Source organism: Paenibacillus sp. FSL L8-0340 (genome assembly GCF_038593145.1).
Taxonomy (GTDB): Bacteria; Bacillota; Bacilli; order Paenibacillales; family Paenibacillaceae; genus Paenibacillus_AQ.
Genome location: NZ_CP151967.1, coordinates 4212953 through 4228331 on the forward strand (window position 1 = coordinate 4212953; position 15379 = coordinate 4228331).

Genomic DNA, 15379 nt, shown 5'->3' on the forward strand with positions numbered 1-15379 from the left:
TGGCTCGGCGGACATCCTCTTATTGTTGTCTGCCGAAGCAGTCTATAATTTATAATTTATTATTTAATTACGTGAATTGGGTGGCCTTCCACAAGCTCAGCCGCTTCCATGACGATTTCGCCAAGGGTTGGATGCGCGTGGATTGTCAATGCGATGTCTTCGAGCGTAGCGCCCATTTCAATCGCCAGACCCAGTTCAGCAATCAGGTTGGAAGCTTCGATACCCACAATTTGTGCGCCCAATACGAGGTTGTTCTCGCTGTTTGCCACAATCTTGATAAAGCCATCCGGAGCGTTCAAGGAAACTGCACGGCCATTACCTGCGAACGGGAATTTGCCGGCTTTTACTTTGTAGCCCTTATCCTTCGCTTCTTTCTCGGTCAGACCCACACTGGAGCATTCTGGATCGGTGAACACAACAGCCGGGATGACTTTGTAGTCAACAACGGATTTGTGTCCTGAGATCGCTTCAGCAGCAATTTTGCCTTCGTAAGAAGCTTTGTGTGCCAGAGCAAGGCCTGGAACAATATCGCCGATTGCATAGATGTTAGGAATGTTGGTACGGCCCTGATGGTCAACTTTGATCAAGCCGCGCTCGTCAAGTTCCATACCGATCAGATCCAATCCCAGCTCGCCATCCGTATTTGGACGACGTCCTACAGTTACAAGCAGGTAATCCGCAGTAATTTCCTTGGACTCGCCGCCCACGGAGTATTTCACGGTTACTTCCTTGTCGTTCTGTACAGCACTTTCCGCTTTGGCATTAGTAACAATCTCAATCCCAGTCTTCGCCATGTTCTTGGCAACCAGACGGGTCATATCCTTGTCAAAGCCAGGCAGAACTGTATCCAGACCTTCAATGATGGTTACTTTAGTGCCAAATTTGGAGTACATTTGGCCAAGCTCGGCTCCGATGTAGCCGCCGCCGATAACGATCATGCTCTTCGGAATTTCCGGAAGATCAAGCGCTTCGGTCGAAGACAGAATACGTCCGCCAAATGGGAAAGGCTTCAGTTCGATCGGACGGGAACCTGTAGCAATGATACAGTTGTTGAATTTGTAGCGGGGAGATTCATGTTCATTGAACAAACGGGCTTCGTTTGTATTGATGAACATAGCTTCACCGCTGAATACTTCAATTTTGTTGCCCTTCATCAAACCGGTTACGCCGGTTGTCATTCTTTTGACAACGCCGTTTTTGAATTCCTGTGTTTTTGCCCAGTCCACTTTGACGTTCTCGGCAGTGACACCGAAAACTTCACCGTGCTGTGCAGCTTCGAATTGATGGGCTGCAGAGATCAGAGCCTTGGAAGGAATACATCCGCGGTTCAGACATACACCGCCGAGTTCCGATTTATCCACAATCAGAACCTTCTGGCCGAGCTGGGCGGCACGAATTGCCGCCACATACCCGCCGGGACCTGCACCAATTACCAATGTGTCGATTTCGATTGAAGCGTCTCCGACTACCATTAATTACACCTCCATAACTAACATATCAGGATTTGCGAGCAGGGTCTTAATATAATTCATGAAGTTCTGTGCTGTTGCACCGTCGATGATGCGGTGGTCAAAGCTCAGGGACAGCGCCATAACAGGAGCGGCTACGATTTCACCGTTCTTCACAACTGGTTTCTCAGTGATACGTCCAGTACCGAGGATCGCCACTTCAGGGAAGTTGATGATCGGTGTAAAGAACATACCGCCAGCGGAACCGATGTTGCTGATGGAGATTGTGCTGCCTCTCATTTCGTTAGCTGCCAACTTACCGTCACGTCCACGCACAGCCAGATCGGTAATGCTGCTGGCAATCATCCAGATGCTCTTACGGTCAGCATCCTTGATAACCGGAACGATCAAACCGTTGTCTGTATCTGTAGCGATACCGATATTGTAGTATTTCTTGTAGACAATTTCATTGGACTCTTCATCAATCATGGCGTTAAGCGCCGGGAATTGACGGGAAGCGGCCACGAGTGCTTTGACGATAAACGGAAGATAGGTCACCTTCACGCCTTTCTTCTCAGCAACTGGTTTCATACGGGCACGGAAAGCTACCAGCTCGGTAACATCCACTTCGTCCATGATGGTAACGTGAGGCGCAGTGTATGCAGATTTAACCATCGCATTGGAGATCGCTTTACGGATACCCTTGAATGGAACGCGCTCTTCTTCAAGGCTTACATTGCCGGATGCTGCTGGTGCAGCTTCTTTGGCCTTGGCTTTTGGTGCTTCCGATGCTGCTGGTGCAGCAGCAGGTGCAACTGCTGCCGGTGCAGCGGAGCCGCCTTTCAGGAAGGCTTCAACATCTTCATGAGTGATCTTGCCGTTCTTGCCGGAGCCGTTCACCTTGGAGATGTCAACACTCTGCTCACGGGCAAACTTGCGCACACTTGGCGTAGCAAGTACATCGCGGTTTGGAGCAGGAACCGCTGCTGGTGCAGCTGCTGCCGGTGCGGATTCTTGAGCAGCCGGAGCTTCAGCGTGGCCGCCTTCCTGCTGTGGAACTTCGCCTTCTGCAGCAATGATCGCTACAACTTCGCCCACACGGCATACCTGTCCGTCCTTCACACGTACTTCAAGCACTGTGCCGTTAACAGGGCAGGGCACTTCTACTACAGCTTTGTCATTCTGTACTTCCATTACGATATCGTCATCGGTTACTTTGTCGCCGACTTTGATATGCATCTTTATAATTTCGCCTTCATGCAGACCTTCGCCCAGTTCAGGGAACCGGTATTCAAAGTTTACAGCGCCGCCAGTTGCAGGGCTGCTGGTTGCCGGAGAAGACTTAGTGTCAGCTCCGCCTTTGGCTGCATCTGCTTCTTGAGTAGCCTGTGCTTCCGTATGGCCGCCCTCCTGCTCAGGAACATCGCCTTCTGCATCAATAATTGCCACTACTTCGCCTACGCGGCAGACTTGACCGTCTTTGGTGAAGACTTCAAGCACTGTACCGTTGACCGGACAAGGAACTTCTACAACTGCCTTGTCATTCTGTACTTCCATTACGATATCGTCATCGGTTACTTTATCGCCGGCTTTGATATGCATTTTGATAATTTCGCCTTCATGCAGACCTTCGCCCAGCTCAGGGAACCGGTACTCAAATTTTGCCACCTTGATAACCTCCTAATAGTTATATAGCCGATGCTTCTTCAACTAACTTCTCAGAAACTCGCTTCAAAAACATCCGCTTAGTTTGTGAATACCTCAAAAGCAAATCAGAAACGGGTGCCGCCCTTTTACAAGGACGGCAAGGACGTTTCTTCTTAGAATTCCATAACTTTCTTAACAGCTGCAACTACGCGTGCTGGTGTAGGAATCCAACTATCCTCGATTTGCGCGAACGGATAAATGGTGTCCGGACCGGCAACACGAAGCACTGGCGCTTCCAGATGAAGAATAGCTTTTTCATTGATTTGTGCGATTACCTCTGCAGCCACACCGGAGCTCTTTTGCGCTTCTTGCACAACGATCGCACGGTTTGTCTTCTTCACAGAAGCAACGATGGTATCAATATCAATCGGGCTAACCGTACGCAGATCGATAATTTCAGCCTTGATGCCTTCCTTTTCCAGCTGATCGGCCGCTTTGGTAGCAGTATGTACCATTAGACCGTAAGAGATAATTGTAACATCCGAACCTTCGCGGACAACATTTGCTTTGCCCAGCTCGACGGTATATTCACCTTCAGGCACTTCTGCACGGAATGCATGGTACAGGTTCAAGTGCTCCATGAAAAATACCGGGTCATTATCACGGATCGAGGCAATCAGAAGTCCCTTTGCATCGTATGGATTGGAAGGAATAACCACTTTGATCCCCGGGCTTTGAGCGATCAGGCCTTCGAGGGAATCGGTATGCAGTTCAGCCGCTTTTACGCCGCCGCCAAATGGAGTACGGAATACTACAGGAGCATTGAATCTGCCCCCCGAACGCCAGCGCAGGCGTGCAGCCTGAACGACGATTTGATCGAGTGCTTCAAAGATGAAACCAACAAACTGGATTTCAGCAATCGGACGGAATCCTTGCACGCCCAGACCAAAAGCCAGACCGCCGATGGCGGATTCAGCAAGCGGAGTATCAAAAACACGATCTTCGCCAAATTCTTTTTGCAGCCCTTCCGTTACACGGAAGACGCCCCCTACATTCCCTACATCCTCACCGAAGATAAGAACGTTAGGGTCACGGTTCAGTTCAACGCGCATTGCGTCACGAATTGCTTCTTTCATATTCATTTGTGCCATTGCCTGATATCCCCCTTATTCAAAATCGGCTTTTTGTTCTTCCAGATGTTTCGGAGTTACCTCGAACATGCTGTCGATCAAGCCAGGAACGGTCATTTTTTCGGTTTGCTCTGCTTTTTTAATCTGCTCGTTAACAGTCGCTTTCGCTTCTTCTCTTACGCGCAGCGTATCTTCTTCGGTCCAGAGGCCTTTCTTCTCCAAATACTTGGCAAGACGGGCAATCGGGTCCTTCTCGTTCCATTGTCCTTCTTCTTCTTTGGAACGGTATTTGCTGGCGTCGTCGGAAAGGGAATGCGGACGGAAACGGTAAGTCACAGCTTCAATCAGCGTAGCTCCTTCGCCTTTGCGTGCGCGTTCTGCAGCTTCCTGCACCGCGGAGATTACTGCAAAGACGTCCATGCCGTCGATCTTAATACCGGGAATACCAGCTGCTACTGCTTTATGTGCGATGGATTTGGCAGCCGTTTGCTTCGCGAACGGAGTCGTAATCGCATAGCCGTTATTTTGAACAAAGAAGATTACCGGCAATTTGAAGCGTCCGGCAAAGTTAAGACCTTCATAGAAGTCGCCTTCAGAAGAACCGCCGTCACCAGTGTAAGTAATAGCAACGTTTTGTTGTTTCTTCAATTTGAAGCCCATTGCAATTCCGGTAGCGTGCAGAATTTGTGCACCGATGATAATCTGAGGCATAAGAACATTTACACCTTCAGGAATCTCACCGCCATGTTGATGGCCGCGGGAATATAGGAAAGCCTGGTATAATGGAAGTCCATGCCATACCAGCTGCGGAATGTCACGGTAGCCAGGGCATACGAAATCTTCTTTCTGCAGGGCGTATTCACTGCCCACCATGGTTGCTTCTTGTCCGGATACCGGCGCGTAGAATCCCAGGCGGCCTTGACGGCCCAAGTTGACCGCACGGTCATCCCAAGTACGGGTAAATACCATACGATACATGATTTCTTTCAATTGATCATCGGTAAGTGTAGGCATCTTATCCTTGTTGATAACTTCTCCATCCGGGGAAAGTACCGAAAGGGCCTCTACGTCCTCTGTATACACTTCATAAGGAACTCTAGTCATCATTTTCACCTCAATAAAAAAATTTGAATACCATTTGAATATCAGTGGCCTCTGTTATAGAATTATTATACACCTGTTTTATCTGTTTCGTCAAAGAAATACGCATAAAATTTATGTTTTCATAAATTTTGTATGTATAACAGGTTGATAAATATCCTATAACAGATTAGGGTTTTTTAAGCAAGTAAATGATTAATGCCACATTTACCGCTTGGGTAATTTTAACGCACCGCTACGTTTAATGCAAAATCCGACAAGAAAGGTGACGATTCAGCTATGAGCGAACCTGTTTTTCTGAAACGTACAATTATTAAGCAAACATTATGGAGCGAATTTCTCCAGGAAGAACGCAGGCTGCGCATTTATCTCCCCCCCGGTTATAACGAAGTCCTCAGTTATCCGGTAGTGTACTGCCAGGATGGGGAGGAGTTCTTCAACTTCGGCCGCATCGCTACTCTTGCCGGGCAGCTGATTGTGGAAGAAGATGTGGAACCTTTCATTATTGTTGGAGTGGAAGTAAATGTCCCCGTGCGAACACAGGAGTACGCCCCCTTTGGCAGCAGGTTTAAGCAATACCTGTCTTGCTTTGCCGAAGAGATTATTCCCTTCATTGAACATAATTATCCGGTTCGCCGCACCCCTGATGAGCGGATCATCGCCGGAGACTCCTTGGGCGGCAGTGTTTCTCTGCATTTGGCACTGGCATATCCCGGGCTTTTCACCCGTGTCCTTAGTCTTTCCGGTGCATATTATCCGGAGTCACGCGAAATCATTGAGCAGGAAGAGGACCTCTCCTGGCTTACTATTAATATGGTAGTAGGACTGCAAGAAACTGAATACCAGACGGATACCGGAGTTTACGATTTCGTGCAGATGAACAGGGATACCAAGGCTTTGCTGGAATCGCGGGGCGCTACAGTATCCTACCGCGAAAAAGACGGGCGTCATCTCTGGGGATTTTGGCAAAAAGAGCTCCCAGAATCATTACTCTATTTCTTTAACTCATGAAACAGGTAAAATGGGCAAAATAGTGAACATACTGCGAACATATGTATGTTTGCCAACTGATTACGCTTTCAAATCATGACGGGCATTACGGTGCCCTTCCTTTTTTTGCAAGGGCGCCAACCGATATTCTGGAATGTGGCGCCCTGTCTAGAGCTTCTCTGCAATAATCCGCTCCAGCAGTACATCACAGCCGGCACTGATCAGATCATAGACCTGCTCGAAGTTACCGGTGAAATAAGGGTCTGGAACCTCGCGAAGCTCTTCATCCGGCAGCAAATCCATGAAGAACAGCAGCTCAGCGTCCTTCCCCCCGGGAAGCTTGCGGACATTCTCCGCATTCGACTTGTCCATGCACACTATATATTGAAACTTTTCAAAATCACCGCTGCTAACCAGGCGAGCTGTCATATTCTCATAGCTGATTCCCCACTGATCGAGAATACGGCGGGTTCCTTCATGCGGTGCTTTGCCAATATGCCAGTCACCAGTACCGGCAGAATCCACCGAGATTCTATCGGATAGCTTGCGTTCACCAATTTTATGGCGGAGCACCGCTTCTGCCATAGGCGAGCGGCAAATATTGCCCAGACAAACGAATAATACACTTACGATTTCTCTCACCTCCTGCAATTGTTTCCTCAGTTATTTAATCTGCACATTTCATAAACGAAACGTACTCTATTCATTTTAGCGTTGTCCGCATCAATTGTACAACTTTTCAATCTGCATTATACTTGGTCAGGATGACAAACTATATAGCAGATTTAAAGGAGGGGATTGTATTGCCATCCAAACGTGTTGTTATCTTTGCCGGCGGCGAGCTGTCAGAGGAGTTTTTACTTCTATTAGATGAAGAAGATTTTATTATCGGCGCTGACCGTGGTGCCTTGTTTCTAATATCCCATGGGTATACACCCGACATTGCCGTTGGCGATTTCGACTCTGTCTCCCCGGAAGCCCTGCAGCAGATTGAGGCAGGAAGCAAAAAAACTATCACTTGTGACCCTGTGGACAAGGATTTGACCGACAGCGAGATGGCACTTGAACTTGCACTCAACACCCAGCCCGAGTCGATTCTGCTGATCGGTGTGACCGGCACACGGATGGACCATACACTGGCCGGGATCCAGATGATGACAAGAGCACTACAGCGCCAGGTAAGCTGCTCTGTGATGGATACTCATAATTATATCACCCTGACCGGTTCACAGGCGCTGGTGCATGAGCGGGGGTATACTTATGTCTCTTTACTTCCTCTGACTCCTGAAGTTACAGGGATTACACTTCAAGGTTTCCAATACCCGCTTACCGATGCCACGCTTAAGCTTGGCCAGTCTCTTGCTGTAAGCAACCGTCTGTTAGAGGGGTGCGGAACAGTTACTATTGAGAGCGGTCTGCTGCTGATTATTCAGAGTAAAGATTGATTTACATATGAATTCGGAGACATCGTTGTAACCTTTGTTTCAAAACGAAAAAGCCGGGATAACCCTTGTCACAACAGGGTTTTCCGGCTTTTTTATATCGAGATAACCGTCAAATATTAATATTTTGTAACTTTTAATGCGATTTTAATAAAACGCTTACAACCCATACCCAGCTTGGTTTTGAACCCTCTGTTCCATATTTTAGGGCATGTATAACCTGCTATACTACGAAACAGAGAAAGACGAATGAAAGATAGATACAAACCTGGGAGGTATTACAACATGAAAAAGCAACAATGGTTTAAGCAAGCAATCGTCGTAGGAATGTGCACCACAATTGGCCTGAGTACACTGATGGTGACAGGAGCCGGTACAGCACCCGTTGCTGCTGCATCCGTGACGTCGTCCTCTACTGGACAAAAGGTTGTTAATTTCGGTAAAAACTATCTGGGTACCCGTTATCAGTTCGGCGCATCCACTTCTACTACCAGATATTTTGACTGCTCTTCCTTTACCAAATACATTTTCGCCAAATATGGCGTCAATCTGCCGCGCACATCTGCAGCGCAATCGAAAGTCGGAACTTATGTTTCCAAAGCTAACCTTCGTCCAGGCGATCTGGTATTTTTCTCCAGCGGCAGCAGAGCTAACGGCAGAAACGTAACTCACGTAGCTGTATATGCAGGAAATGGCAAGATTCTTCACACTTATGGCTCTCCGGGTGTAACGATTTCGGATTTGAACTCCGGAAACTGGAAAAGAACCTACCTCAAAGCCCGTCGCGTACTGTAGTTTTCTATTAAATATTTTTTAGCGCTTACTCTGCACCGGAAGTCACTCCGTCTCTCCCCCTTCCGGTGCGCGCATTACATATCCGGTTCCACGTACGGTATGAATCAGCTTATTCCGATGGCCCTTGTCCACTTTCAACCGGATATGCCGGATGTAGACATCTACTACATTCGTATCCGCTTGAAAATGGTATCCCCAGACATGCTTTAGAATCTCGCCGCGGGGACAGATTTCCCCCAAATGCACGGCGAGGTAATACAGCAGATCAAATTCTTTGGGGGTCAGTGTAAGGGAATTTCCGTCCCGGCTAACCAGCCTGCGACTGGGGTCCAGCACCAGTCCATCGACCTTAAGCCTTGTCTCATGGCCCCTCCGGTGTCCGGTGAGCCATAACAGATTCATTACCCTGCATTTGAACTCGCCTGCATGAAGCGGCTTCTTCAAGTATTCATTGCCGCCCGCCTCAAAAGCCGCAACTACCTCTCCTTCCGAATTGCCGCTGGATATGACTACTACTGGCAGAAACACGCCGCGTTCTCTAAGATCCGCTATAATTTCCCATCCCTCCCATCCTCGGGCGTCGTACAGCTCCGTTAAGAGCAGTACGGGCTCCACTCTGGACAGCATTAAGCGAAGATCCTCAAGATCTTCGCTTAATGCTGTTTGCAGTCCAAGCTCATGCAGAGTGAGCTCAATGAATTGATGCTCCTCTTCCCTCCTGGTTCTGTCTTCCGCAGATTCTTTACTGCCAAGGATTGCCCCGGGCGCAAACCATACGACTACCTCATTCATGGACATCCCCGCCTCACTCATCGTTCGATAGCGGCCGTGCAGCCGCAGATATTCATTAGAGTTCCCGCAAAGCAAAGAGACCATTCCTAAGAAATGGTCTCTTTGCTGACTTCTATTAACAATTATTTCACAAAATCAATCTCCTGAAAGCCAGCCACCTCAGTGTCCCAGCGTTCACGCACAAAAGCCTGATGACTGGGGTGATTATTATAGGCCTCGTAAGCCTCCTGATTATCAAACTCCATCGAGAAGCCAAAGTCATATTCACATTTGGCACTCACCTGGCGCAGCATCTCAAAATTGCGCACCACCGGAATAGCGCTGAGAATATCCTCTCCGGCTTTCAGAAATGCCGCCGTTTCCTCAGAATTCACCGGATGTTTTAACGTAAAGATTGCCATGTGACGGATCGTTCCATTGTTCATTCTATTCTCTCCCCTTCATTATCCGAAATACCGGTGATAAAAGCTGCGGGCTGCTGCAATATCACTGGTTCCATGAATCAAAGCCCGTCCATCAGTGAAAATGACCATGCGGTAAGGCCCGTCTGTATAGGAAACAAGATAAGGATTGCTCTCTACCTTGCCGGCCCCCAGTCTGGACAGCCGGTCTGCCGTTTCCTGCAGATTAAGCTTCTGCCGCCGTGCCGGACGGATCTGCACGGTGTCCCGGCCACAGAGCACATCGCTCCGTTCCGTATTCGCCGCGGTCAGATAAGGATAAACCGGCTGGCTGCCGCAGGACGGACAATCACTCTTCTTGGCAGCTTTGACACCGATCTCCTGATGTTCATTGCGCCACACATCAAAGGTCAAGAGCTTGTTTCGAAGCTGTTCCTTCCGTCCTCCGAGCAGCTTCAGCGCCTCTGCTGTAGCGTTAGCAGTAACGAGCTGCACTGCCTGCGGCAGAATCCCCGCCGTATCACAGGTATCCCCACCCAGAGGTATAGTCCCCAGCAGGCAGTTCAGACATGGTGTTTCTCCAGGCAGAATCGTATAGGTAATACCATAGCTGCCTACGCAGCCCCCATAGATCCAGGGAATACCGTACTTCATCGCCATATCATTTATAATAAGCCGGGTATCAAAGTTATCAGTGCCATCCATGATGAGGTCCACGCCGTGAAGCAGGCTTTCCAGTTCTTCAGCACGTACATCCAGCACATGCGCTTCAACTTTTATTTCGGAATTGATGTTCTCCAGCCTGGCTTTGGCCGCTTCCGCTTTGGGCATACGCCCGATAGCGTCCTCCTCGGTGTACAGCTGCTGGCGCTGCAGATTGCTCCACTCCACATAATCACGGTCGGCAAGAATCAGGCGTCCCACTCCGCAACGCGCCAGTGTCTCGGCAATCCCCGTGCCAAGTGCGCCAGCTCCAACAATAAGTACACTGGAACGTGCTAGCCCCTGCTGCCCCTCAATCCCGAAAGGTGTAAAGCGTACCTGGCGTGAATATCGTCCATCCCGGCCTGAAGAATGGACAGCAGACTCTTTTTCATGTTCATTATGGCTCATCCCGGAAACAGCCCCCCATATTTAAAAGCCGGGGAACAGCACCAATAACATTGCTCTTCCCCGGACTTTGAAATTCAACTATACAGATTGCGCCGACCACTGCTCAACATCCCAAGTCTTTGTCACCCAATCTTCGTAGAAATCAGGTTCATGAGATACAAGCAGAATAGTACCTTTGTATTCCTGCAGGGCACGCTTCAGCTCTGCCTTGGCGACGATATCAAGGTGATTTGTAGGCTCGTCGAATAGAATCCAATTGCTTTCGCGCATCATCAGCTTACATATACGCACCTTCGCCTGTTCACCACCGCTCAACATGCTCAGCGGACGGGTAATATGCTCATTTTTCAATCCGCAACGGGCCAGATGGGCGCGCACTTCATGCTGGTTGAGACTGGAAAATTCATTCCAGACATCATCAATCGGTGTAATGTTAGCAGCCTTAACCTCCTGCTGGAAGTAGGCGGAACTGAGGTAATCGCCCAAGTACGTTTTTCCGCTGTATGCGGGAATCACGCCGAGAATCGTCTTCAGCAGCGTGGATTTACCTACACCGTTGCAGCCGACAATTGCAATCTTCTCCCCGCGTTCTATCGTCATATTCAGCTTTGGCAGCAGCGGACGGTCATAGCCAATCTCGAAGTCGATGCCTTCGAACACAGTCTTGCCGCTCGCCCGGCTTTCCTTGAACGAAAACGTCGGCTTGGCCGCTTCTTCTGGACGTTCAATCCGTTCCAGACGGTCGAGCTGCTTCTCACGGCTCTTCGCCCGTCCCGAGGTGGAAGCACGCGCCTTGTTTCGCTGAATGAAATCCTCTTGCTTCTTAATGAATTCCTGCTGCTTCTCATAAGCATCAATATGCTGGTTCTTGTTCATGTCAGCCATATCAAGGAATTGCTCATAGTTGGCCGTATAGCGGGTCAGCTTGGCAAATTCAAGATGGTACACGACATTAACAACCTTGTTCATAAATTCTGTATCATGGGAAATCAGCAAAAAGGCATAAGGATACTGCTTCAGGTAGTTAGTAAGCCAGTCAATATGCTCTACGTCCAGATAGTTGGTAGGCTCATCGAGCAGCAGCACATTCGGTTTCTCCAGCAGCAGCTTGGCCAGCAGCACCTTAGTCCGCTGTCCTCCGCTGAGCGAAGCGACATCACGGTCCAGGCCAATTGCCGTCAATCCCAACCCGTTGCCCATTTCCTCAACCTTCACATCAATCAAATAGAAGTCTCCGATATCCAGCTGTTCCTGGATTTCCCCCATCTGTTCCAGAAGCAGTTCCAGCTCTTCCGGAGAGGCATCGCCCATTTTCTCGGTAATCGCCATCATATCATTCTCCAGCTCAAGCAGCGGCAGGAAAGCATCCTTCAGCACATCGCGCACGGTTTTACCCGGCGTAAGATTGGTATGTTGATCCAGATAGCCATAACGCACCTTGGGAGTCCATTCCACTCTCCCGCTGTCCTTCAGCAAAGTTCCGGTCAAAATATTCATCAGCGTCGATTTACCGACGCCATTCGCCCCCACCAGACCAACATGCTCTCCGTCGAGCAGCCGGAAATTCACATTCTTGAAGAGCTGCCGGTCTCCGAAGTTGTGGGAAACGTCTTCTACTGTAAGTAAACTCATAAATTCTCCGTAAGCTCCTATCTATATTTAAAAATAAGCAGTATTCTGTCAATACATACAACGACCATTTTAGCACAAGTAAGCGCAAGCCTGAAATAGGAATTTAACTGAAGGAAAGATATATTGCAATATAATTCCATTCATTTACGTTCTTTTCTGAAAAAAACCATAGCGTTTTTCATAATTCTTCTTCTTCATGCTTTCACTTAGCAGTTCATCCAGAACCTCCAGCAGCTTCCCTTTCCGTTGAAAAGGATCCTGCTGGAGCGGCAAATTGTATACCCTCCCAATACCGAGCGCAGATTCCAGTAACAGTGCTGCTGATTTCCCGGCAAACGGCAGACAAATCCGCCACTTCGGCTGTGGTACAAGCCCGTTGCGGCGCAGCCAGTGAAGAGTATCTTCCAGTCTCCATTCAGCTCCCGATGTAATCAGCATCGGAACCTCGCTGTCCGTGAACGCCTCAAACGCAGCCTCATAACCGCCTGTTCCAAGGTCGAGTACTACAAACTGATATCCCCTCTCCAGTATTTCTTTCATATTCCCATGTTCTGGACGCTGCCAGAAATGCAGCTCTTTCCATTCCAGAGGAAGAACTTTACTGGTGGGGAATCCCCCGGCCACCGGAAAATCAAATAGGCTGCGGATACGATCATAAACGGATGAATCCGGGCTGAAATCCACCCAGGCCGTCATCCCCTTCCTGGAAAGGCTGCTGGCCACTGCCAGAGAGGTATGTGTCGTGCCGAGGCCCGAAGCTGTCCCGAGCAGCGCCACAATGATCATTTCCCGTTTCGTCTCCGGACCGGAAACCTGCATCTCCCGGAATGTGTAATTCTCCACCGCTGCTTCAATCGGCTCCAGCGCACGCAGCACCTCCTCGGCGCATTGATATCTTTCTTCGGGATGATGGCGCAGCAAACGTCTGATGACAGGAATCAGCTTATCTGGAATTACCCGGCGCAGCTTGGCCTCCATGCCCGGTTGCCAGCGGCTGTATTGACCTGCAGAGGCCATATACAACATTAGCGCTCCCAAACCATAGAGGTCTGAGAAAGGCCCGCTCTGCCCGCTGCCGTATTGTTCCGGGGCGGCGAAGCCGACGGTCCCCAGCTTCTCGGTATCTTCACCTGCACCGCTTCTGTAGCTGCGGGCAATGCCAAAATCAATCAGCATCAGCGAATTCGATCCGGTCAGCATAATATTGGAGGGCTTCAAATCACGGTAAATAATCGGCGGTTGATGCCCGTGCAAATAACACAATACCTCCAGCAGCTGTTTGACATAGCTGATCAGCCGTTCAGTCTGTATCGGTACAGGATGCCCGTCCATATATTGGCTAAGGGTCACACCTTCGATATAATCCATAACCAGATAACAATATCCTTCTTCATCCGGAGGGTAGAAGTCGGCAACTCTCGGGAATAGCTTGTGGTTCAGCGAGATGAGCATATCTGCCTCCGCCAGAACGGATCCGTAATTCACTTCGCCTTCAAAGCACATGCTTTCCTTCACGGCCCAGCGTTTGCCAGCCAGCCTTATATCCTCCGCCAGATATACATAACTCATTCCGCCCGTACCGATTAAAGCAGTGATTTGGTACCTGTCTCCAAGAAGCTGCCCCACTACAAGCTTCGATTCATAATTCATCCTTATTTCCTCCTTGTCCTAGCCTGATACAAACAAAAAAAAAGAGGGAGAGCCACCGTTATACAGCTTAATCCGGCGATTCGCCGGAAGCGTAGATAACGGGATGCTTTCCCTCTAAAACTAAATTATTTATGGAATGAACTACTGCTGTTACCTAAACAAAGATTCACTTAATACTTGATCATATACAGTGTAATCTCGTCACGGTTATGAAACAGCTGCTTCGCCCGCTGAATCTGCATCCGTTCACCTTCAAACATACTGATGATTTCCTTAATCATCGCCAGTGGCTTCTTATGCATTAGCTTCACTGTAACAACCGCCGTTCCACCCGGCGTGAGACTGTGCAGCAGCCCCGTAACCAGCTTCGCCATCAGCTTGGGGCTCCAGCTCATATCGCAGACCAGCAGATCAAACTCGTTCTCGCGGAATTTCACTTCACCCGCATTTTTGCGCAGAATCTTCAGTCCTGGCTGATTGCGCAGCGATTCATGCATCAGTGCCGGGTCAACTGCCGTCACCTTGAGGCCGCGTTCCAGCAGGAATGATGTCCAGCCGCCCGGAGAAGCACCAATATCGACCGCATTGCGAAAGCTGGAGAACGGAATGGCAAATTCCTTCTCCGCCTCCATCAGCTTAAACTTCGCGCGTGAAATTTGTCCATCCTCCTTGCGGAAACGGATCATTCCTCCGTTCCAGCTGGACAGGTTGTCCTCAGGCCGGGACACTCCGGCATACAGCGCTTCTCCGTCTGCATATACAGATATCACCCACGCCGGTTCCTGTACGGTGAATTCCGCACCCAGACTCACGAGCTGCTCCTGCAGCCATTCCCGAAGCTCGCCGGGACTGTCCTGCCAGAAGGAGCTTCCGCCTTTGCGCACATGCAGCGAAACCTTCCCGCCTTCCAATTCTTTGCGCCGGCTCAGATAGGCTACAAGCCGTTCCAGGCCAGACGGGTTGCCCTGATCCTGGAACTGCACGGGTTGAATATGCCGCAGAAAGATCGGCAGATTCTGCGCCAGCAGGCTGGATACCTCTTCCGGCTCCGCTTCCAGTGTCGCCAAGAAGATCTCACCCGGCAGCAGCAGCGTACTCTTCACCGCGCCGAACAGGCGGCGGAGCTCTTCCTGGGCATAAGGTGCAAAGCCGTGATTGGCGGTGCAGATATAACGTGAAAGGGTCTTTTCTTCCGGAGCAGCTGTCTGCTCACCGTTCTCTTGTATACTATCGTTCAA

Annotated in this window: 14 protein-coding genes; 3 read left to right on the top strand and 11 right to left on the bottom strand. The window is 49.5% G+C overall.

Translation table 11 applies throughout. The features are described 5' to 3' along the window. Positions 1-59: 59 nt before the first annotated feature. The 4 genes from lpdA to pdhA all read right to left on the bottom strand — a co-directional run bounded on the left by lpdA (position 60) and on the right by pdhA (position 5329). A complete protein-coding gene (gene lpdA / locus NST07_RS18840) occupies positions 60-1472 on the bottom strand; it encodes a dihydrolipoyl dehydrogenase (RefSeq protein ID WP_038592917.1) in 1413 nt (470 codons plus the stop codon). A gap of 3 nt (positions 1473-1475) precedes the next feature. Beyond that, positions 1476-3116: a 2-oxo acid dehydrogenase subunit E2 gene (locus NST07_RS18845; protein WP_341093747.1), complete on the bottom strand. Its 1641-nt coding sequence runs from the start codon at positions 3114-3116 to the stop codon at positions 1476-1478. 152 nt (positions 3117-3268) lie between these two features. Continuing rightward, positions 3269-4246 (bottom strand): alpha-ketoacid dehydrogenase subunit beta, encoded by a 978-nt coding sequence (locus NST07_RS18850; RefSeq protein WP_038592923.1) that lies wholly within the window; start codon positions 4244-4246, stop codon positions 3269-3271. Between the two features lie 15 nt (positions 4247-4261). After that, on the bottom strand, positions 4262-5329 hold the full coding sequence (gene pdhA, locus NST07_RS18855) for a pyruvate dehydrogenase (acetyl-transferring) E1 component subunit alpha (protein WP_038592926.1): 1068 nt from the start codon (positions 5327-5329) through the stop codon (positions 4262-4264). Positions 5330-5605: 276 nt separating this feature from the next. Here pdhA and NST07_RS18860 point away from each other — a divergent pair, with 276 nt between their 5' ends. Beyond that, positions 5606-6337 (top strand): alpha/beta hydrolase-fold protein, encoded by a 732-nt coding sequence (locus NST07_RS18860; RefSeq protein ID WP_341093749.1) that lies wholly within the window; start codon positions 5606-5608, stop codon positions 6335-6337. 147 nt (positions 6338-6484) lie between these two features. Here the strand turns inward: NST07_RS18860 and NST07_RS18865 are convergent, their stop codons facing one another. Next, entirely contained in the window at positions 6485-6949 is a 465-nt protein-coding gene (locus NST07_RS18865; RefSeq protein ID WP_341097696.1) for a low molecular weight protein-tyrosine-phosphatase, read from the bottom strand. A gap of 170 nt (positions 6950-7119) precedes the next feature. Here NST07_RS18865 and NST07_RS18870 point away from each other — a divergent pair, with 170 nt between their 5' ends. Beyond that, positions 7120-7761, top strand: a complete 642-nt coding sequence (locus tag NST07_RS18870; protein ID WP_341093750.1) for a thiamine diphosphokinase — start codon at positions 7120-7122, stop codon at positions 7759-7761. A gap of 282 nt (positions 7762-8043) precedes the next feature. Beyond that, on the top strand, positions 8044-8553 hold the full coding sequence (locus tag NST07_RS18875; protein WP_341093751.1) for a C40 family peptidase: 510 nt from the start codon (positions 8044-8046) through the stop codon (positions 8551-8553). A gap of 42 nt (positions 8554-8595) precedes the next feature. Here NST07_RS18875 and NST07_RS18880 read toward each other — a convergent pair whose 3' ends face one another. The 6 genes from NST07_RS18880 to NST07_RS18905 all read right to left on the bottom strand — a co-directional run bounded on the left by NST07_RS18880 (position 8596) and on the right by NST07_RS18905 (position 15379). Continuing rightward, positions 8596-9429: a response regulator transcription factor gene (locus tag NST07_RS18880; RefSeq protein ID WP_342479939.1), complete on the bottom strand. Its 834-nt coding sequence runs from the start codon at positions 9427-9429 to the stop codon at positions 8596-8598. A 38-nt stretch (positions 9430-9467) separates the two neighbouring features. Beyond that, entirely contained in the window at positions 9468-9770 is a 303-nt protein-coding gene (locus tag NST07_RS18885; protein ID WP_341093753.1) for a Dabb family protein, read from the bottom strand. A gap of 18 nt (positions 9771-9788) precedes the next feature. Further along, positions 9789-10859: a ThiF family adenylyltransferase gene (locus NST07_RS18890; RefSeq protein WP_038592940.1), complete on the bottom strand. Its 1071-nt coding sequence runs from the start codon at positions 10857-10859 to the stop codon at positions 9789-9791. A 78-nt stretch (positions 10860-10937) separates the two neighbouring features. Beyond that, positions 10938-12491 carry an ABC-F family ATP-binding cassette domain-containing protein gene (locus tag NST07_RS18895; RefSeq protein WP_341378840.1) on the bottom strand — a complete coding sequence of 518 codons (1554 nt, stop codon included), beginning with the start codon at positions 12489-12491 and terminating at the stop codon, positions 10938-10940. Positions 12492-12635: 144 nt separating this feature from the next. Further along, a complete protein-coding gene (locus tag NST07_RS18900) occupies positions 12636-14141 on the bottom strand; it encodes a serine/threonine-protein kinase (protein ID WP_341378841.1) in 1506 nt (501 codons plus the stop codon). A gap of 170 nt (positions 14142-14311) precedes the next feature. Beyond that, positions 14312-15379, bottom strand: coding sequence for an SAM-dependent methyltransferase (locus NST07_RS18905; protein ID WP_341093757.1), 1068 nt, complete (start codon positions 15377-15379; stop codon positions 14312-14314).